Origin of the sequence: Enterobacter sp. Ap-1006 (genome assembly GCF_011752835.1) — a bacterium.
GTDB lineage: Bacteria > Pseudomonadota > Gammaproteobacteria > Enterobacterales > Enterobacteriaceae > Cedecea.
On record NZ_VWWU01000003.1, the window covers coordinates 139,454 to 160,966 of the forward strand.

Here is a 21,513-nt window from a genome sequence, read left to right on the forward strand (position 1 = left end):
CACGACGCGGATATCGCATGAAGAAAAAGCAACTCTGGATCAACCAAATCAAAGGATTATGCATTTGCCTGGTGGTTATCTACCATTCGGTGATTACCTTCTACCCTCACCTCACATCTCTCGGGCCCGGCCTGAATCTGTATGTCGCCAAACTCTGGGTTTACCTTAATCTCTACCTCGCGCCCTTCCGAATGCCGGTGTTCTTCTTCATTTCCGGTTACCTGATCGCCCGCTACATCCATGAAGTGAAATGGCGCGACAGCGTGGACAAGCGGCTGTGGAACATTTTTTACGTGTTACTGCTGTGGGGCTTGATCCAGTGGATCGCGCTGACGCACCTTAACCAATGGCTGGCACCCGATCTTGAGCGTAACCCGACGTCCAACGCCGCCTACGCCGACTCGCTGGGGCAATTTGCTCTTAGCATGGCAAAGGCCAGCACCAGCCTGTGGTATCTCTACGCCCTGCTGGTTTACTTCGTGATGTTTAAAGCCCTGCGCCGCTACCGCATCCCGGTGCTGCTGGCACTGATGGGCATCAACGTTGTTATCGCCTTTGTGCCTCTGCCGTGGTGGGGGCTGAACAGCGTGGTGCGGAATATGGTGTATTACGGCCTCGGCGCGTGGTTTGGCCCTTTGCTGATGGCCTGGATGAAGGACTTCCGCTTTTCGCAACACCCGTTTGTCTGCGCAGGCATAGCCCTGGGATCGCTGGCGCTTTACTTTGTCAACGTGCCGCTGGTGATTTCTCTGGTATCTATCGTGGCTATCCTGCGCGGGTTCTATTTGCTGAACGGCTGGCGCGAAGCACGTGAAGACAGCTTCCTGAACGTGGTGGGCTCGAATACGATTGCCATTTACACCACGCACCGCATTGTGATCGAAGCGATAAGCCTGGTGATGCTGGCTAAAATCAACAGCGGTGCGCTTTCTGACACGCTGGTGCTGGCGATTCTCCTGGTCTATCCGTTTGTTAGCCTGGGCATTTGTACACTGGTTGGCCTCGGTTTCCGCAAGCTTTCGGTCGCGCTGTTCGGCGATCTGTTTTTCTCTCCTCCCGCGCAAATCGCCGCCAGCCGGTAAGTGCTTAAGCAACCCGCCTGAGCGGGTTGCTTTTACGTAGATTAAGCCCGTACATCACGAGTAACGGCTATCGGCATGGCCGCTGTTTCCTGTGGCACAGCCGGGGGCGATACTTTGCGATATTTATCCAGCAGGTGAATCTGGATTTTGCGAAGCCGATCGCCGTTCAGACGATAAAAGCGGAAATAGAGCACCAGAGTGATGGCAAAGAATAACGTCGGCAGCGCAATCATGATGAACTGCATCCCGAGTATTGTTTCAGCCGACTGGGCGACGTTCGGCACATAGCCAATGACGCCTAAAACGACCGCGATAAAGAAGGCTGAAAACGCCGAGCCGCCCTTCACCACCATCGTCTGCACCGCATAGGCAATACTTTCGCAGCGAACGTTAAACTTGTATTCACCGTAATCAACGGTATCCGCCACCATAATCACCTGCAGCACCCAGAACAGCGCGGTACCGACGTTAAGGAATACGCCCGCAAGGCAGATGACCAGCACATTGGCCGAGCCCGTCAGCGCCATCACCAGCAGCACGCCGCTGCTGGCTATCGGCAGAAGCGACGCTCCCGCCCATAAAATACGCCGGGACAGCGCTTTCGCCAGACGCGGGAAGAGTATTAGCGTGAGCAAGTTTGCCGCCCCTGCATAGGAGAGATAGTACGGGAAGAGATCGGCATTGCCGACAACATAGGTGAAATAGTAAATGGCAAAGCCGGTAATGATATTGGACGCGACGTTGTAGGCCAGGGCCATTCCCAGCAGGCACGAAAGCTGGTCATTTTTGTAGATCAGGGCAAGAATTGCTTTCAGCGAAAGCCGGGTGCTGTCCGCCGTGGCCTCGTTGTCTGACGAGAAAACCTCATGGACGTTACGCAGTGTGACAATCGTGGAGGCGATAAAGAACGCGATCAGCACCAGCGTGAACATCTGAAAACCAAACCCGCGGTCAGCCCCACCCACATAGTTCACAAACGGCAGCGTTACCCCGGCAGTCACGAATCCAGCCAGGCTCGCAAAAAAACGCGGGAACGGCACCAGCTGTTCGCGTTCACGCTTATCCAGCGTGATGGTAGGCACCAGGGACCAGAATGGGATGTCCATCAGGGTATAGGTTGTCCCCCAGAGGATGTAGGTCACACAGACAAACACCACCTGGGTCGTCCCTTCAAAAAGGTGGGCGCTGAACAGTAAAAACAGTACCAGCGAGTTCGTGAGCGTGCCGAGCAGGATCCACGGCTTAAATTTGCCCCACCGCGATCGCGTGGCGTTCACAATCCAGCCCATCACCGGATCGTTAAACGCGTTCCAGATTTTTGCCACCAGGAACAGGGTGCCCACCACGCCCACTGATAAACCCACCACATCGGTGTAGTAGTACATCAGGTACATGTAGACGATCCCGATGGCGAAATCCTTACCAAATGCACCGAATCCGTAACTGAGTTTTGTTTTCAGAGAGATGCTCATAGGGTACCGGGTCACCGTTACCAGCGCCCGCCTTCTGTTATTAGAAAGATCAACGCCGGGGCTTATACCCGGCGTCGTTTTTTATTAGCGATGCAGCCAGGCGGGCAGCCAGTCGCCGTGGGCGGCAATCAGGTCATCCACCAGCGCGTAAATCTCGTCGATGCCCAGGACTGCCGCGGTGTGAGGATCCATCATCGCCGCATGGTAAACGCGGGCGCGGTTTTCGGTCAGAATGGCCTCGGTCAGCAGCGTCTGCACGTTGATGTTGGTTTGCATCATGGCGGCCAGATGCGACGGAATCGCCCCAACTTTTGTAGGCTGTATGCCGTTGGCATCCACCAGGCAGGCGACCTCAACGCAGCTGCCCTGCGGCAGGTTATCGATAAGCCCGTCGTTACGGACATTGCCGTAAATTACGCTAGGCTCACCGGTCCAGATGGCATTCATAATCGTGCTGGCATACTCGCGCGACGGCTTAATATCTATGCGTTCCGCCGTTTTGTACTCTTCCAGCTCTTTATGCCAGTTCGCCAGCTGTTCGACGCAGCGTTTCGGGTATTCATCCAGCGGCACTTTATAGCGCTCAATCAGATCTTCACGCCCCGGCTTGATAAACCACGGAGTATATTCCGCAAAGTGCTCTGACGATTCGGTGACAAAATAGCCCAGCTTTTTAAACATCTCATAGCGCACAATATTCTGGCAGCGTTCATTGCCGTGAATATTCGGTTTCGGGGCCTGGCCCGCTTCATAAGCTGCGAGCAGTTCCGGATAGAGGTTGACGTAATGCCCTTCCGCAGTTTTGCGTTCCAGCTCAAGATAGAACGCCATATGGTTTATCCCGGCACTGCGGTAGCGCAGCGTGGCCGGGTCAATGTTGAGGTCACGGGCCAGCTCTTCAGCCGTGCCCTGCACCGAATGACAGAGGCCCACTTGCTTGATATGCGGGTAGCGGGCATACATTGCCCAGGTGTTCATCGCCATCGGGTTAACGTAGTTGAGCATCGTCGCATTCGGGCACACTTCGGTCATATCGTCGCAGATCCGCCACAGATGCGGGATGGTGCGCAGGGCGCGCATAATGCCGCCGGGGCCTAGCGTATCGGCGATAGTTTGCTCCAGCCCGTGACGCTTGCACACCTCAAAATCGGTAACGGTACAAGGCTCATAGCCGCCAATCTGGAACGCGACCACCACGAAATCCGCCCCTTGCAGCGCTGTTTTTTGATCGGTGTGACAGGTGATGTAGCCGGATGCCCCGGCGGAATCCATCAGTTTGCGCACCACGATGTGTGACTCTTCCAGACGCGTCTCGTCAATATCCATCAGCGCAATGTGTGCCGACCTGAGCGCTTTGCGATGAAAAACATCGCCCAGAATATTTTTAACGAAGATGGTCGAACCCGCGCCGATAAAGGTAATTTTTGGGGCTGTCATTATCACTCTCCAGAACAGTAGGTAACGTCTTCATCGTGGCACGCGCCCCCGGCAAAAACCTCCATCTTCCCCATGGAGCATTCCCGGAAACTCAGATCTGATGTCGATCGCTACAAAATCTGAGTTTTTGGGAATAAATAGACTAAAAAGCAGAGTATCCGGCCTGTTAGCCAGGCTAATATCTGTTGAAGAGACGGAGACTGAATCCGTACTGCTGGCATGATTCTGATAATTCAGGAAATGGAGTGACGATGATCGATGAGCCAATTACCTTTCTGCCGCCTGACCCGCATATGTGCAACGGCGATGAGAAGCAGACTCGCAGTCCGCTGTCACTCTATTCTGAATATCAGCGTATGGATATTGAGCTCCGTCGACCACATGCTATGGCCGCCAGCCACTGGCACGGTCAGGTGGAGGTTAACGTGCCGTTTGATGGCGACGTGGAATATCTGATTAACAACGAAGTGGTGCAGATCAAACAGGGCCATATCACGATGTTTTGGGCTTGTACGCCGCATCAGTTAACGCGCCCGGGCAACTGCCGGCAAATGGCGATTTTGAGCCTGCCGATGCACCTCTTTCTCTCCTGGCCACTGGATCGCGAACTCATTAACCACGTGACTCACGGCATGGTGGTGAAATCACTCGAGACCCAGCAGCTCAGCACCTTTGAAGTCCTGCGCTGGCAGCAGGAAGCCAACAGCCCGAACGAGCAGATCCGGCAGTTGGCGATCGATGAAATTGGTCTGATGCTTAAGCGCTTTAGCCTTTCGGGATGGCAGCCTATCCTGCTTAACAAAACCTCGCGCACCCACAAGAACAGCGTCTCCCGTCACGCGCAATTCTATGTCAGCCAGATGCTGGGCTTTATTGCCGATAATTACGATCAGGCGCTGACCATCAACGACGTCGCAGATCACGTAAAACTCAATGCCAACTATGCAATGGGTATTTTCCAGCGCGTCATGCAGCTCACGTTAAAACAGTACATTACGGTGATGCGCGTTAATCACGTACGCGCTCTGCTCAGCGACACTGACAAAACCATCCTCGATGTGGCGATGACCGCGGGGTTCCGATCCAGTAGCCGATTCTATAGCACCTTCAGCCGCTACGTCGGTATGTCACCCCAGCAATATCGCAAGCTCAGCCAGCAGAAACGACAAATGCTCTGAACCGCATCTCTCGCTATTTTCAGCGGTTGCACTCGCGCCGCCATCACGGATAATAAGTAGAGAAAATTTATATTATTACCGTGAAAACACGGCTTTCTGGAGAACGCGCGCTGACTATGCCTGAACATGCCCGTTACGACCTACCGAGTAAACCCGCAGAACAACGCCTGCTGGGCGAGCTGACCGGTTCAGCCTGCGCGACCGAAGTCGCCGAAATCGTTGAACGCCATAGCGGCCCGGTGGTGCTCATTGCCCCGGATATGCAAAACGCGCTGCGCCTGCACGATGAAATCACCCAGTTCACCGACAACCTGGTGGTCAATCTCGCCGACTGGGAAACGCTGCCGTACGACAGCTTCTCGCCGCATCAGGAAATCATCTCCTCGCGCCTGTCCACGCTTTACCAGCTGCCGACCATGCAGCGCGGCGTGCTGATCATGCCGGTGAACACGCTGATGCAGCGCGTTTGCCCGCACAGCTACCTGCACGGCCACGCGCTGGTGATGAAAAAAGGCCAGCGCCTGTCGCGGGATAACCTGCGCGCGCAGCTGGAACAGGCCGGGTATCGCAGCGTCGATCAGGTAATGGAGCACGGCGAATTTGCCACCCGTGGCGCCCTGCTTGACCTCTACCCGATGGGCAGCACCCAGCCATACCGCATTGACTTCTTTGACGATGAAATCGACAGCCTGCGCGTCTTCGACGTGGATTCTCAGCGCACGCTGGAAGAAGTGGACGCCATCAATCTGCTGCCGGCCCATGAATTCCCGACCGACAAAAACGCCATTGAGCTGTTCCGCAGCCAGTGGCGCGACAAGTTCGACGTCAAGCGCGACGCCGAACATATCTACCAGCAGGTGAGCAAAGGCACGCTGCCTGCCGGGATCGAATACTGGCAGCCGCTGTTCTTCAGCGAACCGCTGCCGACGCTGTTTAGCTATTTCCCGGCCAACACGCTGCTGGTGAACACCGGCGATCTGGAAGCCAGCGCCGAGCGCTTCTGGCTGGACGCAAACGCCCGCTTTGAAAATCGCGGCGTGGATCCGATGCGCCCTCTTCTGCCGCCGGAAGATCTGTGGCTGAAAACAGACTCGCTGTTTAGCGAGCTGAAAGCCTGGCCGCGCGTGCAGCTCAAAACGGATTCGCTGGCGAAGAAAGCCGCCAACGTGAACCTGGGTTATCAGGCGCTCCCGGATCTGGCCGTACAGGCGCAGCAAAAAGCCCCGCTGGACAGCCTGCGGAAGTTCCTCGAGTCCTTCACCGGGCCAGTGATTTTCTCGGTCGAAAGCGAAGGTCGCCGTGAAGCGCTGGGCGAACTGCTGGGCCGCATCAAAATCGCACCAAAACGCATTTACCGCCTGGAAGAAGCCGAAAATAACGGCCGCTATCTGATGATCGGCGCCAGCGAGCACGGCTTTATTGATACCCTGCGCAACCGGGCGCTGATTTGCGAAAGCGACCTGCTGGGCGAGCGTGTCAGCCGCCGTCGCCAGGACAGCCGCCGCACCATTAACCCGGACACGCTGATCCGCAACCTGGCCGAGCTGCATGCGGGCCAGCCGGTGGTTCACCTGGAACACGGCGTGGGTCGTTACGCCGGGCTGACCACGCTGGAAGCTGGGGGCATTACCGCCGAATACCTGATGCTGACCTACGCGGGCGACGCCAAACTTTACGTCCCGGTTTCGTCCCTGCACCTGATCAGCCGCTACGCGGGCGGCGCCGACGAAAATGCGCCGCTGCACAAGCTGGGCAGCGATGCCTGGTCCCGCGCCCGCCAAAAAGCAGCGGAGAAAGTCCGCGATGTCGCCGCCGAGCTGCTGGATATCTATGCGATGCGCGCCGCCAAAGAAGGCTTTGCCTTTAAGCATGATCGCGAGCAGTACCAGCTGTTCTGTGACAGCTTCCCGTTCGAAACTACCCCGGACCAGGCTCAGGCCATCAACGCCGTGCTGAGTGACATGTGTCGCCCGCTGGCGATGGACAGGCTGGTGTGTGGCGACGTGGGCTTCGGTAAAACCGAAGTTGCGATGCGTGCCGCATTCCTGGCAGTGGAAAACAACAAACAGGTGGCGGTACTGGTGCCGACGACCCTGCTGGCTCAGCAGCACTACGACAACTTCCGCGACCGCTTCGCCAACTGGCCGGTGCGCATTGAAATGCTTTCCCGCTTCCGCAGCGCCAAAGAACAGACCCAAATTCTGGAACAGGCAAGCGTTGGGAAAATCGATATTCTGATCGGCACCCACAAGCTGCTGCAGGCCGACGTGAAATGGCGCGATCTTGGGCTGTTGATTGTCGATGAAGAGCACCGCTTTGGCGTGCGCCACAAAGAGCGCATCAAAGCGATGCGCGCCGACGTGGATATTCTGACGCTGACCGCAACGCCTATTCCGCGAACCCTGAATATGGCAATGAGCGGCATGCGCGACTTGTCGATTATCGCCACGCCTCCGGCACGCCGCCTGGCGGTGAAAACCTTCGTGCGCGAGTACGACAATCTGGTGGTGCGGGAAGCCATCCTGCGTGAAGTGCTGCGCGGTGGCCAGGTGTATTACCTTTTCAACGACGTCGAAAACATTCAGAAAGCCGCCGATAAGCTGGCTGAACTGGTGCCAGAAGCGCGTATTGCCATCGGCCACGGCCAGATGCGCGAGCGCGAGCTGGAGCGGGTGATGAACGACTTCCACCACCAGCGTTTTAACGTGCTGGTGTGCACCACGATCATCGAAACCGGGATCGATATTCCGACCGCCAATACCATCATCATCGAGCGGGCCGACCACTTTGGCCTGGCGCAGCTTCACCAGCTGCGTGGCCGCGTCGGGCGTTCTCACCACCAGGCCTATGCCTGGCTGCTGACGCCGCACCCGAAGGCAATGACCACGGACGCGCAAAAACGCCTGGAGGCCATTGCCTCGCTGGAAGATTTAGGTGCCGGGTTCGCGTTAGCCACCCACGACCTGGAAATTCGCGGCGCGGGCGAGCTGCTGGGGGAAGATCAGAGCGGGCAGATGGAAACTATCGGCTTCTCGCTGTACATGGAGCTGCTGGAAAACGCCGTCGATGCGCTGAAAGAGGGCCGCGAGCCCTCGCTGGAAGATCTCACCAACAGCCAGACAGAGGTCGAGCTGCGAATGCCCGCCCTGCTGCCGGATGATTTTATTCCCGACGTCAATACGCGCCTGTCGTTCTACAAACGCATCGCCAGCGCCAAAGGCGAGCACGAGCTGGACGAGCTGAAAGTTGAGCTGATAGACCGATTTGGCCTTCTGCCGGATGCGGCACGTAATCTGCTGGACATCGCCGCGCTGCGCCAGCAGGCACAGAAGCTGGGCGTGCGTAAGATTGAGGGCAATGAAAAAGGCGGCACCATCGAGTTCGCGGAGAAAAACCACGTTGATCCGGTGTGGCTGATTGGCCTGCTGCAGAAGCAGCCGCAGCATTACCGCCTTGACGGCCCTACCCGACTGAAGTTCTTCCAGGAGCTTGAGGACAGAAAAACGCGCATGGAATGGGTGCGCAACTTTATGCGCAGCCTGGCGGAAAACGCCGCGGCCTGACGCCTCTGCGCCTTACCGCCCGGTAAGGCGCAATTTTCTGTGACATTTACACACTCTTTGCAATCCCCAGGACTTCCCGACACGCAGCTCAGCGATAATTGGCGTTTATCTGCCTCAAAAATTAACCATTAAAATCGCAGGGTTTAAGCTATGTTTGCTTCGCGTACTTTGTCTTTCCGCCGCTGGTTTACCGCCGCCGCCTTACTGGGTGCCGCGGCCATGGCGCTGCCCGCCAGCGCTAACGATTATCCGCTTCCCGCCGCTAACAGCCGCCTGATCGGCAAAAACCTGTTCCATCAGGTTGAAAACGACGGCGGTTCGCTGGAGGCCATTGCCAAAAAGTACAACGTCGGTTTCCTGGCGTTGCTGCAGGCCAACCCGGGCGTGGATCCTTACGTGCCCCGAGCCGGGAGCGTGCTGACCATCCCGCGCCAGATGCTGCTGCCAGATGTCCCACGCGAGGGAATTGTGATTAACCTCGCCGAACTGCGTCTGTACTATTTCCCGGCAGGGAAAAACAGCGTCACCGTTTACCCGATTGGCATTGGCCAACTGGGCGGAGACACGCTGACCCCGACGATGGTGACAAAAATTTCTGACAAACGGGCCAACCCGACCTGGACGCCAACGGCCAATATTCGCGCGCGTTACCTGGCGCAGGGCATTAAGCTCCCGGCCGTGGTTCCTGCCGGGCCGGATAACCCAATGGGGCACCACGCGATTCGCCTGGCGGCGTTCGGCGGCGTTTACCTGCTGCACGGCACCAACGCGGACTTCGGCATCGGTATGCGAGTCAGCTCCGGCTGTATCCGCCTGCGCGACGGCGATATCAAAGCGCTGTTCAACACGGTTCCGGTCGGCACTTCAGTGCGCATCATCAACACGCCAATCAAAGCGTCCGTTGAGCCGGATGGCTCCCGCCTGGTTGAAGTTCACCAGCCGCTGTCCAAAGCGATTGATGACGATCCAAAAATCCTGCCTATTGTGCTGAACGAGCAGATGACGCAGTTCCGCAACGCACCTAAAACCGATGCGCAGGTGATGGAACAGGCCATGGAGCACCGTTCCGGGATGCCGATCAACGTCAGTGCCCATGCGGCTGACCAGTCGAACAACGAAATCTGAGTTCAGGTTTTATGCGTAAAAAAAGGCCCTGTCTTACGACAGGGCCTTTTGCTTGCAGTGGCATATAACGAATAAGGTCAAACGTATTGAGGGTTAACGTCTGGCTTATTTATAGATGACGGCAGTACCGTGCAGGGTGTTCGGACCGTTAACGGAGGTAATACGGAACGATTTAGCGCCCATTGCATCGGCCTTCGCGGCCAACTGTTCTTCCAGGGAAGAGAGGTTGCTGCCCGCATTGGCGCTGATGGTGCCAACTTTTTGCTGACCAGCAGGGGTAGCAGAAACTTCAACCGCCGCAAAGCTTGCAAATGAGAGTGAGCTAATCACAGCGGCAGCGAACAGAGTAGTTAAGGTTTTCATGATTCAGGTCCTAAGCAGGTGAATGTTAGGTCGTTAAACTTAATTAGTTAACGATCGATAACTAAATCATAATCGTGATCCACGTCACACGTCAACACATTTTAATAACGACCGTTAATTAATTAAAAAAAGCGCTATTTTTCATTGTGATAAGAAATAATTATTTTTCATAACGTGGCACTGGCTACCGCCGCCGATTATTTTTATAATAAGTGTTCACTAATTAGACAGAGGTTAAACGGCAGGTATGGCAACCGAGACTTTAAGTTGCAGCAAAAAAAGCCGTGGCCGTCCAAAAGTGTTTGACAGGGAAGCAGCACTCGACAAGGCCATGACACTCTTCTGGCAGCATGGCTATGAAGCAACATCCATGGCGCATCTGGTAGAAGCCACCGGGGCAAAGGCCCCAACGCTCTACGCGGAGTTCATCAACAAAGAAGGCCTGTTCCGCGCGGTGCTGGATCGCTATATCGCGCGCTTTGCGGCGAAGCACGAGGCCTGCCTGTTCTGTGAAGAGCAGACCATGGAAGCCGCGCTGGAGAACTATCTTTCCGCGGTCGCGCAATGTTTTACCGATAAGAGCACGCCCGCTGGTTGCTTTATCATTTGCACCTCATCCGTGCTGGCCGCGTCGTCGGAAGACATCGCCGCAACGATAAAAGCCCGCCATGCCGTGCAGGAACAAACGCTGGTGCGTTTCCTTGAAATGCGCCAGCAAAAAGGCGAGATCCCGGCGGAACGTAACATTAGCTGCCTGGCAAAATACCTGTGCTGCATCATTCAGGGGATGTCGGTCAGCGCCCGCGAAAACGCCAGCTATGAAGAGTTAATGCAGATTGTGAAAACCACGGTGATGTTGATGCCGCAGTTGAAGAAGATCTGAAAAGGGCGGCCAATGGCCGCCCTTTTCACTAGCGAACTCGCCCTTTCGCCCAGTAGGCCATAAAGTTAATGGCTTCGTGCTCAACGCCACGTTCGCCAATCAAATGGCGGCGCAGCAGCTTAACCACCGTCGACTCCGCCGCTACCCAGCCGTAAAACTCGTTGCTACCGGTGGTGGCTTTATCCCACAGCAGTTCGCCTTCAGCCTCTTCCTGGACGGCTTCGTGATGGCCGCTTTCCGGTACCCTCGCCTGCATTTTTACCGCCTGAATCAGGCATTCGCCGTGGGTGGCAGAGACAGTTTTACGCGGCAGCCAGTTGATCTCGGCGAAGCCATAGGCGCTTAAGTCCACGCAGTCCCCTTCGTCCGGCACCTCAAAAAAGGCCTGTATTTTTGGCGGCTGAGCCTGGCGAGCCAGCATTTCCAGAATGCCTCGTGCGGCGGGCAAAGCCGTCTCATCAGCGATAATCAGCGCGTTTCGCAGCCCGGCAGGCGGCGTCCATTCATAGCCGCCGCTGTCTTCCGGGTGGGCGGCGTTAGGGGCCACAATCTGGATAGCATCGCCGGGAACAGAATTAATCGCCCATGCGGAAGCCGGGCCTTCAGTGCCGTGGCTGACAAACTCCACCGTCACTTCCTGACGGGCAGGATCGACATGGCGCAGCGTATAGGTGCGGATCACCGGGCGCTTCTCTTTTGGCATCCCCTGGGCAATCTGGTACCACTGCCCTTCGGCAGGCAGCGACGGCGGCGTCCCGTCTTCGGAGGGAAACAGCATTTTAATACGCTGATCAGGCGAGTCACATTTCATCTGCGCCACATCAGGCCCGCTAAATACCAGGCTCAGCAGCGAAGGCGACACGGCCGTTTTCCGCGCCAGTTGAACGTTGAACAGACGATAGCCCTGAACTCCAGCCATAACTTTTCCTTACGCTTAAATTACAGAATGACGTGAACGGTGGCGGCTGCGCCAGATAACGCCGGACACCACGGTAAATAACACGGCGGCTAAAAAGGCCACCATAATCAGCGCTGCCTCAGCGCCCGTTTTTGATACCAGCGGCACCAGCATGGCGCAAAGCCCGTAGCCCAGAGTGTGGCTGGTCGCCACCCAGCCGGCCCCTGCCCCATCGGCAAGCTTGTCGTTCAGCAACAGTTGATAGGCCGGGGTCGCCAGCGCGGCCCCAAACGACAGTACCGCGCAGCCGACGTAAAACAGCCACAGCTGAACGGAAATCATCATCGCCAGGCCAACGATCATCAGCAGCCCGGCGCTCAGCAGGAGCCCCATTGGCTTCAGGCGCTGTGGCCGGAGAATGCCAAACTGTGCGGAGAGCGAAGCCACCGCGGCCAGGCTCAGCAGCCAGGCAACCTGATGGCTAATTGCGGCGGTATCCGTGGCAAACTGGCGGCCAAGCGCCGGAGAGAGCCCCAGCTGCATCAGGCTGACCGAGGCCGAAAGCAGCAAGGCACAAAGCAGATAAGGCAGGCAATCGGGCCGAAGACGAGCGCTTTTACGTTCGGCTGCTGGCTGCGGCGGCGTGCCCGGCAAACGTAACAGCATCACCAGCGCCAGCAGCGGAGCCACCATCAGAAGTCCCAACGGGGCGAGCGGATGAATCGCCAGCATGCCAGCGGCGCAAAGCGGGCCAAACAAGCGCCCGCTGCTCAGCCCGGAGCTGATCGTGGCCAGCGCCGCCATGCGCTTTCCTTCCCCGGCACGCTGCAGCGCCCAGACCTGGCAGGCCGGAACCATCGCCGACACGGTCAAGCCGTAGATAATCCTCGCCACAATCAATATGCCCAGCCCGAGATAACCCGCGACCGCATCCGTGGCCAGCAGCAGGCAACCAAGTCCGAGCAGCATAAAGCTTGCACCATATCCTCCCAGCGCCCAAAGCACGACGGGCTTACTGCCGAGGCGCGCGATCTGTTTCCCCCACCACGGCGAGGACGGTAAAAACAGCATCGACCCAAGCGTTAGCAATGCCGCCCAGACGGACAGGCTCAGATGTGTCTGCATCACCAGCACCGGGATCGCGACCAGCAGGCCATTTTGCCCGACGCCAAGCAGCCCGGCGCTCAGCGCAAGTGGCCAACAGGAAAGGGATTTTTGCGGCGAATCCGCCAGTTCAAGCGATGTCAAAATGTTACTAACCCGTGTGGTTATTGTGCGTATTTGTAAAATTAATTTTATCTATTCTAACAATTGTTATTGATAATGAGAAACGTTATCGGCAGAATTCGCATTATCATAACGCGTGGAAACTGTTTGATGATGACTTTGCCAAATAAAACTCTGGCCTGGGATGTGGCCGCACAGTGCTTTCTTAATTCCCTTGTCCGTGAAACCAGCGACTGGCGACTGACCGACAGCCACCCAGCCGAACTCATTATCCCCCTGGGGGAACGGCAGGCGCTCTACTTCAAAGTGGCCTATTTCTCTCCCACCCAGCATCACCGCTTCGAATTCCCGGCTCGTCTGGTCACTGCCACCGGCAGTCAGCCGATAGACTTCGCCACCCTTTCCCAGATGATTGTCGATAAACTCCAGCACCAGCAGATGCTGCCAGCCACCGGTTGCGAAGCGTTTTATCAGCGCGTAATGGAAAGCCATGCCCACACGCAGCAGGCGATTGAAGCCCGTCATGACTGGAATGGGCTGCGCGAAAAAACGCTGAATTTTGGCGAAGCCGAGCAGGCATTGCTGGTGGGACACGCCTTCCACCCGGCGCCAAAATCCCACGAACCGTTTAACCAGCAGGAAGCCGAGCGCTATCTGCCTGACTTCGCCCCGCATTTCCCGCTGCGCTGGTTCGCCGTAGATAAAAGCTACCTGGCGGGCGAAAGTCTGCACCTCAATCTGCAGCAGCGCCTGACGCGCTTTGCGGCTGAAAATGCGCCGCAGCTGCTGAGCGAACTCAGCGACAATCAATGGCTGTTCCCGCTGCATCCGTGGCAGGCCGGCTATCTGCTGGAGCAGGACTGGTGCCAGCAGCTGGTCGCCAAAGGTTTGGTGAAAGATTTAGGCGAAGCCGGTGCACCATGGCTGCCGACCACGTCATCACGCTCGCTTTACTGCCCCACCAGCCGCGACATGATCAAGTTTTCTCTGAGCGTGCGCCTGACCAACTCCGTGCGTACGCTGTCGGTAAAAGAAGTCAAACGCGGCATGCGCCTGGCGCGCCTGGCGCAAACTGACCGCTGGCAAACGCTGCAGGCCCGCTTCCCGACCTTCCGCGTGATGCAGGAGGACGGCTGGGCCGGACTGCGCGATCTCCACGGCAACATCATGGAAGAAAGCCTGTTTGCCCTGCGCGAAAACCTGCTGGTTGAGCAGCCGCAGAGCCAGACTAACGTCCTGGTTTCCCTGACCCAGTCAGCCCCGGACGGCGGAGACTCCCTGCTGGTTGCCGCCGTGAACCGCCTGAGCACTCGCCTTAGGATCACGCCGAAACAGGCTGCACACGCCTGGGTCGACGCCTATTGCCAGCAGGTGCTGAAGCCGCTGTTTACCGCCGAAGCGGATTACGGCCTGGTTCTCCTCGCTCACCAGCAAAATATTCTGGTGGAAATGCAGCAGGATCTGCCGGTCGGGCTTATCTACCGCGACTGCCAGGGCAGCGCTTTTATGCCGCATGCCGCAGGCTGGCTCGACATGATTGGCGAAGCACAGGCGGAAAACGTCTTCACCCGCGAACAGCTGCTGCGCTACTTCCCTTATTACCTGCTGGTCAATTCGACCTTCGCCGTCACCGCCGCGCTGGGTGCTGCGGGGCTGGATAGCGAAGTGAACCTGATGAGCCGTGTACGCAGCGCGCTTAGCGCCGTGCGTGACGAGGTGACGCATAAAACCTGCCTCGACTACGTGCTGGAAAGCCCGCACTGGAACGTGAAGGGGAACTTCTTCTGCTACCTGCACGACCATAACGAAAACACCATCGTCGATCCTTCGGTGATTTATTTCGACTTTGTAAACCCGCTGCTGGCTCAGGAGGGCTGAATGTTTCAGGCATCTATTGTTCACGGCGGCCACGGGCTGCGCTGTGAAAAGCTCAATAAGCCTCTGAATCTGAGCTGGGGCCAGGACGGCGGCGCGGTCCTGCACTGGCCGGGCGAACTGCCTGCAGGCTGGCTGCGCGATGCGCTGGATCAGATGTTTGTCGCGGCGCCGCAGCTTACTTCTATCGTGCTGCCTTACGCCGAATGGCGGGAAGAGCCGCAGGCGCTGGTGCTGTTCGATTTGCTGAAAAGCGACATAGTTCACCGCGCAACCTTCTGGCAGCAACCGCTGTGGCTCAGCGCTCCGGCAAATCACGCTTCCGGCGAAATGGTGTTTGACGCTGAGCGCGAGATCTATTTCCCGCTGCGCCCTGCCCGCCCGTCCGGGGAAGTTTACCGCCGTTACGATCCACGCGTTCGCAAAACGCTGAGTTTCCGCGTGGCCGATCCGGCGTTGGACGCAGAACGTTTTACCCGCTGGATGAACGATCCGCGCGTGGACTATTTCTGGGAGCAAAGCGGATCGCTGGAGGTACAAACCGCGTATCTGGAGCGCCAGCTCACCGGCAAACATGCGTTTCCGCTGATCGGCTGCTTTGACGACCAGCCGTTCAGCTACTTCGAAATTTACTGGGCAGCGGAAGATCGCATCGGCCGCCATTACCCGTGGCAGCCGTTTGATCGCGGCCTGCATCTGCTGGTGGGCGAGCAACAGTGGCGCGGCGCGCACTATGTACAAAGCTGGCTGCGTGGCTTAACCCACTATTTGCTGCTGGACGAACCTCGCACCCAGCGCACCGTGCTGGAGCCGCGCGCCGACAACCAGCGCCTGTTCAAGCATCTGGAGCCTGCGGGCTATGTGACGCGCAAGGAATTTGACTTCCCGCACAAGCGTTCACGCCTGGTCATGGCAGACCGCCACAACTTCTTTAGCGAGGTAGGCCTGTAATGAATCGCAAGGATTGGGATTTCGTTAACCGCCAGCTGGTAGCCAAAATGCTGGCTGAGCTGGAGTACGAGCAGGTTTTTCAGGCCGAATCGCTGGGCGAAAATCGCTACTGCATCAGCTTAGCCGGGGCCGAGTGGCATTTTAACGCCGAGCGCGGCATCTGGGGCTGGCTGTGGGTAGACGCGCAAACGCTGCGCTGTGCGGACGAGCCTGTGCTAGCGCAGACGCTGCTCATGCAGCTCAAGCCTGTGTTGTCGATGAGCGACGCCACCGTGGCCGAGCATATGCAGGATCTGTACGCCACGCTGCTGGGCGACCTGCAGCTGCTGAAAGCGCGCCGCGGCATGAGCGCTGATAACCTGATCGATCTCGACGCTGACCGCCTGCAGTGCCTGCTGAGCGGCCACCCGAAATTTGCCTTTAACAAAGGGCGTCGCGGCTGGGGCAAAGAGGCGCTGGAGCGCTATGCGCCGGAGTATGCCAATACCTTCCAGCTGCACTGGCTGGCGGTTAAACGCGAACATATGGTCTGGCGCTGCGATAGCGAGCTGGATATTCAGCAGCTTATCGCCGCCGCGATGGACGAGCAGGAGCTGGCCCGCTTTGCTCAGGCGTGGCAGAACAATGGCCTGGATGATAACTGGCTGCCGCTGCCGGTGCATCCGTGGCAGTGGCAGCAGAAAATTGCGCTGGATTTCGTGGCCGATCTCGCCGAAGGCAAGATGGTGTCTCTGGGCGAATTTGGCGATCGGTGGCTGGCCCAGCAGTCTCTGCGCACCCTGACCAACGCCAGCCGCCAGGGCGGGTTAGACATCAAGCTGCCGCTGACAATTTACAACACCTCCTGCTACCGCGGTATTCCGGGCAAGTACATTGCCGCCGGGCCGCTGGCTTCCCGCTGGCTGCAGAACGTCTTTGCTACCGACAGCACACTGGTGAAAACCGGGGCGGTTATCCTCGGCGAACCGGCTGCCGGCTATGTTTCTCATGCAGGTTATGCCGCGCTGGCTCAGGCGCCCTATCGCTACCAGGAGATGCTGGGCGTTATCTGGCGCGAGAACCCGACCCGCTGGCTGAAGCCTGACGAGACGCCAATTCTGATGGCGACCCTGATGGAGTGCGACGAGAACAATCAGCCGCTGATTGGGGCCTATATTGCCCGCTCAGGCCTGGATGCAGAAGCCTGGCTGACGCAGATGTTCCGCGTAGTGGTGGTGCCGCTGTATCACCTGCTCTGCCGCTACGGCGTGGCGCTGATCGCCCATGGACAAAATATTACGCTCGCCATGAAAGACGGCGTGCCGCAGCGCGTGCTGCTGAAAGATTTTCAGGGCGATATGCGTCTGGTGAAGGATGAGTTCCCGGAGATGGACTCCCTGCCTCAGGAAGTGCGGGATGTGACCGCCCGCCTGAGCGCCGACTATTTAATTCATGATTTGCAGACCGGCCATTTTGTGACGGTGCTGCGTTTTGTTTCGCCGCTCATGGCCCGCCTTGGCGTGCCGGAGAGACGCTTTTATCAGCTGCTGGCCGCAGTGTTGAGTGATTACATGCAGGAACACCCGCAAATGTCGGCGCGTTTTGCGCTTTTCTCACTCTTTAAGCCACAAATCATCCGCGTTGTGCTGAACCCGGTAAAACTGACCTGGCCTGACCAGGACGGCGGCAGCCGCATGCTGCCGAATTACCTCGAGGATCTGCAAAACCCGCTGTGGCTGGTAACCAGGGATTGAATTATGACAAACACTGTTGATTTTATTGGCGTAGGTATCGGCCCGTTTAACCTGAGCATTGCGGCGCTGTCTCACGAAGCAGAGGGATTTAGCAGCCAGTTCTTTGACAGCCGCCCTGACTTTGCGTGGCACCCGGGCATGTTAGTGCCGGACTGCCATATGCAGACCATGTTCCTGAAAGACCTGGTCAGCGCCGTGGCGCCCACCAGCCCGTTCAGCTTTGTGAACTACCTGGTGAAACGTAAAAAATTCTACCGCTTTCTGACTACCGAACTGCGCACCGTCTCGCGCGATGAGTTTTCGGACTACCTGCGCTGGGCCGCAGAGGGCATGAACAACCTGCAGTTTAACCAGACGGTTGAGCGCGTTGATTTCGACGAGCAGCGCAAACTGTTTGTGGTGCAAACCGGCCAGGGGGAAACGCTGGCGCGCAACATTTGCCTCGGCATTGGCAAGCAGCCTCACCTGCCGCCGTGCGTAAAAACCGCCACGCCAACCTGCTTCCACGCCAGCGAAATGAGCCTGCGCCTGCCGAATCTGGCCGGGAAACGCGTCACGGTTGTTGGCGGCGGGCAAAGCGGCGCCGACCTGTTCCTGAATGCGTTCCGTGGCGCCTGGGGCGAAGTTGCCGAAGTGAACTGGGTTTCACGCCGCAATAACTTTAACGCGCTGGATGAAGCCGCGTTTGCCAACGAATACTTCACGCCAGAATACGTCACCGGCTTTGTGGGCCTGAATGAAGACGCCCGGCAGAAAATGCTCGATGAGCAGAAGATGACCTCCGACGGCATTACCGCCGATTCGCTGCTGACCATCTACCGCGAGCTGTATCACCGCTTTGAAGTGCTCGGGCTGCCGCGCAATGCTCGCCTGCTGCCAAGCCGCTCTGTAACAGGCCTTGAAAGCCGTGGTCAGGGCTGGCAGCTGCTGCTGGAACACCATCTGGACAAGGGCTATGACACGCTGGACAGCGACGTGGTGATTTTCGCCACCGGCTACCGCCCTACGCTGCCGCAAATGCTTTCGCCGTTAATGTCACGCATGGCGATGCTGGATGAGTGCAACTTCAAAGTGCGCGACGACTTTACGCTGGAGTGGAATGGCCCGGCCGGAAATAACATCTTCGCGGTCAATGCCAGCATGCAAACCCACGGCATTGCCGAGCCGCAGCTGAGCCTGATGGCATGGCGCTCTGCCAGAATTCTGAATCGCGCGCTGGGGCGTGATTTGTTCGATCTCAGTACGCCGCCCGCGCTGATCCAATGGCGCAGCGGCAGCCGGGAAAAACCGCAGCACAGCGCTGCGTCCTTAACTCACTACTCCTCAAAATCATTCGAAATGCAGCCCGGCGCTAACTGAGTTTATCCCCCGGCACGCAGGCCGCTGCGGGACGGGGGTAACCGTTAACCCCGCGTCAAATTGAAGAATGACGAGGACACAGCATATTTGGGCCGATGTTTGTCAGCCCGTATGAAGGAACAATGATGATAACCAAAAAGCAAACGCTTTGGGCGCTCAATCCGTTACTGCTCGCCATGATGGCGCCGGCAGTGGCACAGCAAACCAGTGACGAGACAATGGTGGTTTCTGCCAACCGCAGCAACCGCACCGTCGCCGAGATGGCTCAAACCACCTGGGTGATCGAGAAAGCCGAACTGGAGCAGCAGATCCAGGGCGGCAAAGAGTTTAAAGACGCTCTCGCCCAGCTGATCCCCGGCCTCGACGTCAGCAGCCAGAGCCGCACCAACTACGGCATGAACGTCCGTGGTCGCCCGCTGGTCGTGCTGGTTGACGGCGTGCGTCTCAACTCTTCCCGTACCGACAGCCGCCAGCTGGACTCTATCGATCCGTTCAACATCGATCATATTGAGGTCATTTCCGGCGCGACCGCCCTGTACGGCGGCGGCAGTACCGGCGGGCTTATCAATATCGTGACCAAAAAAGGCCAGAAGGATACACAGGTAGAGTTTGAGACCGGGATCAAGAGCGGCTTTAACAGCAGCAAAGATCACGATGAGCGCGTCGCCAGCGCCATCTCCGGCGGGAACGACCATATTTCTGGCCGTGCGTCAGTGGCCTATCAGAAATTCGGCGGCTGGTTTGACGGCAACGGTGATGCCACCCTGCTCGACAACACCCAGACCGGGTTACAGTATTCCGACCGCCTGGACGTGATGGGTACCGGCACGCTGAATATCGATGAAAACCAGCAGCTGCAGCTCGTTACCCAGTATTACAAAAGTAAGGGCGACGACGACTACGGTCTGAACCTCGGGAAAAACTTCTCTGCCATCAGCGGGACAAGCAGCCCGTACGTGAGCAAAGGGCTGAACTCTGACCGTGTTCCGGGCACAGAGCGCCACCTGATCAGCATGCAGTATTCCAACAGCGACTTCCTCGGTCAGGAGCTGGTGGGCCAGGTTTACTACCGCGATGAGTCGCTGCTGTTCTATCCGTTCCCGACGGTAAACGCGAGCAAAAAAGCGACCGCGTTCTCCTCTTCCCAGCAGGATACTAATCAGTACGGCGCGAAGCTGACGCTGAACAGCAAGCCGCTCGACGGCTGGCAGCTGACCTACGGCCTGGACGCGGACCACGAACGCTTCACCTCCAACCAGATGTTCTTCGATCTGGCACAGGCCAGTGCCTCTGGTGGCCTGAACAACCAGAAAATCTATACCACCGGACGTTACCCGGCGTATGACATCAGCAACATGGCGGCGTTCCTGCAGTCCAGCTATGACATCAACGAGATCTTTACCCTGAGCGGCGGCGTGCGTTACCAGTACACCGAGAACAAGATTGATGATTTCATCGGCTACGCGCAGCAGCAGCAAATTGCGGCCGGCACGGCAAAATCTGCTGACGCCATTCCTGGCGGCTCCACGGACTACGACAACTTCCTGTTCAACGCCGGCCTGCTGATGCACATCACCGAGCGCCAGCAGGCCTGGCTGAACTTCTCCCAGGGCGTAGAGTTGCCGGATCCGGGTAAATACTACGGCCGTGGCACCTACGGCGCGGCGGTGAACGGCCACCTGCCGCTGACCAACAGCGTTAACGTGGGCGCCAGCAAACTGCAGGGCGTGAAGGTTGATTCCTACGAACTGGGCTGGCGCTACACCGGCGACAGCCTGCGCACGCAGATTGCCGCCTACTACTCGCTGTCCGATAAGAGCGTGCTGGCGAATAAAGACCTGACCATCAGCGTCGTTGATGACAAGCGCCGCATTTACGGCGTGGAAGGTGCGGTGGACTACTTTATTCCGGACACCAACTGGAGCACCGGCGCTAACTTCAACGTTCTGAAAACGGAATCCAAAGTTAACGGCAGCTGGCAGAAATATGATGTGAAGGTCGCCAGCCCGTCGAAAGCAACCGCCTATATTGGCTGGGCGCCGGATCCGTGGAGCCTTCGCGTGCAGAGCACAACGTCGTTTAACGTGAGCGACGCGGCAGGCTACAGCATCGACGGTTACACCACTGTTGATTTACTGGGCAGCTACGAGCTTCCGGTGGGTAAACTCAGCTTTAGCGTCGAAAACGTCTTTGACCGTGATTACACCACCGTTTGGGGCCAGCGTGCGCCACTGTACTACAGCCCGGGCTACGGTCCTGCTTCGCTGTATGACTACAAAGGCCGCGGCCGCACCTTCGGCATGAACTACTCCGTGCTGTTCTAAGCCTCTTCCCTGCCCGGCAGCTGCCGGGCAAGTTCACACGCTT

At 57.6% G+C, this 21,513-nt stretch carries 15 protein-coding genes; 10 read left to right on the forward strand and 5 right to left on the reverse strand.

Going from position 1 to position 21,513, the window contains the following annotated elements:
• Positions 1-17: 17 nt before the first annotated feature.
• Entirely contained in the window at positions 18-1,082 is a 1,065-nt protein-coding gene (locus F3J28_RS08880) for an acyltransferase family protein (protein ID WP_166875103.1), read from the forward strand.
• 41 nt (positions 1,083-1,123) lie between these two features.
• On the opposite strand, the gene melB is transcribed toward F3J28_RS08880, so the two are convergent.
• Positions 1,124-2,554: a melibiose:sodium transporter MelB gene (gene melB / locus F3J28_RS08885; RefSeq protein WP_166875106.1), complete on the reverse strand. Its 1,431-nt coding sequence runs from the start codon at positions 2,552-2,554 to the stop codon at positions 1,124-1,126.
• Between the two features lie 84 nt (positions 2,555-2,638).
• Positions 2,639-3,994, reverse strand: coding sequence for an alpha-galactosidase (gene melA, locus F3J28_RS08890; protein ID WP_166876524.1), 1,356 nt, complete (start codon positions 3,992-3,994; stop codon positions 2,639-2,641).
• A gap of 248 nt (positions 3,995-4,242) precedes the next feature.
• Here melA and melR point away from each other — a divergent pair, with 248 nt between their 5' ends.
• The 3 genes from melR to ldtC all read left to right on the forward strand — a co-directional run bounded on the left by melR (position 4,243) and on the right by ldtC (position 9,857).
• Positions 4,243-5,169 carry a transcriptional regulator MelR gene (gene melR, locus F3J28_RS08895; protein WP_166876527.1) on the forward strand — a complete coding sequence of 309 codons (927 nt, stop codon included), beginning with the start codon at positions 4,243-4,245 and terminating at the stop codon, positions 5,167-5,169.
• 116 nt (positions 5,170-5,285) lie between these two features.
• The gene (gene mfd, locus F3J28_RS08900; RefSeq protein WP_166875109.1) at positions 5,286-8,732 is read left to right on the forward strand and encodes a transcription-repair coupling factor; all 3,447 of its coding nucleotides are present in this window, start codon (positions 5,286-5,288) and stop codon (positions 8,730-8,732) included.
• 150 nt (positions 8,733-8,882) lie between these two features.
• Positions 8,883-9,857, forward strand: coding sequence for a L,D-transpeptidase LdtC (gene ldtC / locus F3J28_RS08905; RefSeq protein WP_166875111.1), 975 nt, complete (start codon positions 8,883-8,885; stop codon positions 9,855-9,857).
• Between the two features lie 105 nt (positions 9,858-9,962).
• Here ldtC and bhsA read toward each other — a convergent pair whose 3' ends face one another.
• Positions 9,963-10,220, reverse strand: coding sequence for a multiple stress resistance protein BhsA (gene bhsA / locus F3J28_RS08910; protein WP_008453418.1), 258 nt, complete (start codon positions 10,218-10,220; stop codon positions 9,963-9,965).
• 247 nt (positions 10,221-10,467) lie between these two features.
• Here bhsA and F3J28_RS08915 point away from each other — a divergent pair, with 247 nt between their 5' ends.
• On the forward strand, positions 10,468-11,103 hold the full coding sequence (locus tag F3J28_RS08915) for a TetR/AcrR family transcriptional regulator (RefSeq protein ID WP_166875114.1): 636 nt from the start codon (positions 10,468-10,470) through the stop codon (positions 11,101-11,103).
• A gap of 28 nt (positions 11,104-11,131) precedes the next feature.
• On the opposite strand, the gene F3J28_RS08920 is transcribed toward F3J28_RS08915, so the two are convergent.
• Entirely contained in the window at positions 11,132-12,022 is an 891-nt protein-coding gene (locus tag F3J28_RS08920; RefSeq protein ID WP_008453422.1) for a siderophore-interacting protein, read from the reverse strand.
• 15 nt (positions 12,023-12,037) lie between these two features.
• Positions 12,038-13,249 (reverse strand): MFS transporter, encoded by a 1,212-nt coding sequence (locus tag F3J28_RS08925; RefSeq protein WP_166875117.1) that lies wholly within the window; start codon positions 13,247-13,249, stop codon positions 12,038-12,040.
• Between the two features lie 132 nt (positions 13,250-13,381).
• Here F3J28_RS08925 and iucA point away from each other — a divergent pair, with 132 nt between their 5' ends.
• The 5 genes from iucA to iutA all read left to right on the forward strand — a co-directional run bounded on the left by iucA (position 13,382) and on the right by iutA (position 21,470).
• Positions 13,382-15,106 carry an aerobactin synthase IucA gene (gene iucA, locus F3J28_RS08930; RefSeq protein ID WP_166876531.1) on the forward strand — a complete coding sequence of 575 codons (1,725 nt, stop codon included), beginning with the start codon at positions 13,382-13,384 and terminating at the stop codon, positions 15,104-15,106.
• Positions 15,107-16,054 (forward strand): N(6)-hydroxylysine O-acetyltransferase, encoded by a 948-nt coding sequence (gene iucB, locus F3J28_RS08935; RefSeq protein ID WP_166875120.1) that lies wholly within the window; start codon positions 15,107-15,109, stop codon positions 16,052-16,054.
• Complete coding sequence (iucC, locus tag F3J28_RS08940; RefSeq protein WP_166875123.1) at positions 16,054-17,787, forward strand: aerobactin synthase IucC; 1,734 nt, start codon at positions 16,054-16,056, stop codon at positions 17,785-17,787. Before iucB ends, iucC begins: the two co-directional genes overlap by 1 nt.
• A 3-nt stretch (positions 17,788-17,790) precedes the next feature.
• The gene (gene iucD, locus F3J28_RS08945; RefSeq protein ID WP_166875126.1) at positions 17,791-19,146 is read left to right on the forward strand and encodes an NADPH-dependent L-lysine N(6)-monooxygenase; all 1,356 of its coding nucleotides are present in this window, start codon (positions 17,791-17,793) and stop codon (positions 19,144-19,146) included.
• Between the two features lie 122 nt (positions 19,147-19,268).
• Positions 19,269-21,470 carry a ferric aerobactin receptor IutA gene (iutA, locus tag F3J28_RS08950; protein ID WP_166875129.1) on the forward strand — a complete coding sequence of 734 codons (2,202 nt, stop codon included), beginning with the start codon at positions 19,269-19,271 and terminating at the stop codon, positions 21,468-21,470.
• Positions 21,471-21,513: the final 43 nt, after the last annotated feature.